This is a genomic window from Nocardia carnea (assembly GCF_029869215.1).
In the GTDB taxonomy this organism is placed as follows: domain Bacteria; phylum Actinomycetota; class Actinomycetes; order Mycobacteriales; family Mycobacteriaceae; genus Nocardia; species Nocardia carnea_B.
On the sequence record NZ_JARWPM010000218.1, the window covers coordinates 1 to 1281 of the forward strand.

At 66.7% G+C, this 1281-nt stretch carries 1 protein-coding gene; it reads left to right on the plus strand.

Annotated features, from left to right (window positions below; all coding sequences use genetic code 11):
- The coding region (locus tag QH276_RS15395; RefSeq protein ID WP_280396491.1) for an AMP-binding protein at positions 1–1281 on the plus strand (1281 nt) is incomplete at both ends.

Genomic DNA, 1281 nt, shown 5'->3' on the forward strand with positions numbered 1-1281 from the left:
GACGTGGTGCTGCAGAAGACGCCGTCGACGTTCGATGTGTCGGTGTGGGAGTTCTTCTGGCCGTTGCAGATCGGTGCGCGGTTGGTGGTGGCGAAACCGGACGGTCATCGCGACCCCGCCTACCTGGCCGAGGTCATCGACACCGAGGGCGTGACGGTGGCGCATTTCGTGCCGTCGATGTTGAGCGCGTTCGTCGGTGCCCTGCCCGAACCGGCTGCGGCGGGTGGAGCCCTGTCGTGTGGTTCGTTGCGTATGGTTTTCGCTTCGGGTGAGGCATTGCCGCCGAAGCCGGCGCAGCGGTTGCGGGAACTTACCGGTGCGGCGGTGCACAACTTGTACGGTCCGACCGAGGCCGCGGTCGACGTGACCTATCACGAGGTGACCGACGCGGATGAGAACACGGTGCCGATCGGTGCGCCGGTGTTCAACACGCGGGTGTATGTGCTGGATGGCCGGTTGCGGCCGGTGCCGGTGGGTGTTGCGGGTGAGTTGTATCTGGCTGGTGTGCAGTTGGCGCGTGGTTATGTGGCGCGTCCGGATCTGAGCGCGGATCGTTTCGTGGCGAATCCGTACGACACGGGTGAGCGGATGTATCGCACGGGTGACTTGGTGCGCTGGACTGCCGCCGGTGAGCTGGAGTATCTGGGCCGCACGGACTTCCAGGTGAAGTTGCGTGGTCTGCGGATCGAGCTCGGCGAGATCGAGTCGGCGCTGGCGGCCCTGCCCGAGGTGGGCCAGGCCGTCGTGGTGGTGCGCGGCGATACCCCGGCCGGCGATCAGCTGGTGGGTTATGTCGTGCCGTCCACCGGTGCAGCGATCGACACCGATGCGCTGCGTACCGATCTGGCGGGCCGGCTGCCCTCCTACATGGTGCCCGATGTGTGGGTGCTGCTCGATGCGCTACCGCTGAACAGCAGCGGCAAATTGGACCGTAAGGCTCTGCCGGCACCGGTTTTCGAAGCGCGTGAGTTCCGGGCGCCGTCGACTCCGGCCGAGCAGATCGTGGCCGAGGTGTTCGCCGAGGTGCTGGGTGTGGAACGGGTGGGCGTCGACGATTCGTTCTTCGCGCTCGGCGGGGACAGCATTCTGTCGATCCAATTGGTGTCGCGGGCCCGCACCCGCGGTATCGCGTTCACCCCGCGGGAGGTGTTCGAGCATCGGACGGTCGCGGCGCTCGCCGAAATCGCGCAGGTGGGGGACGCGGAGGAACAGCGGCTGGCCGAACTGCCCGGTGGTGGGGTCGGTGAGATGCCGGTGCTGCCGTTCATGTCGCAGATCCTC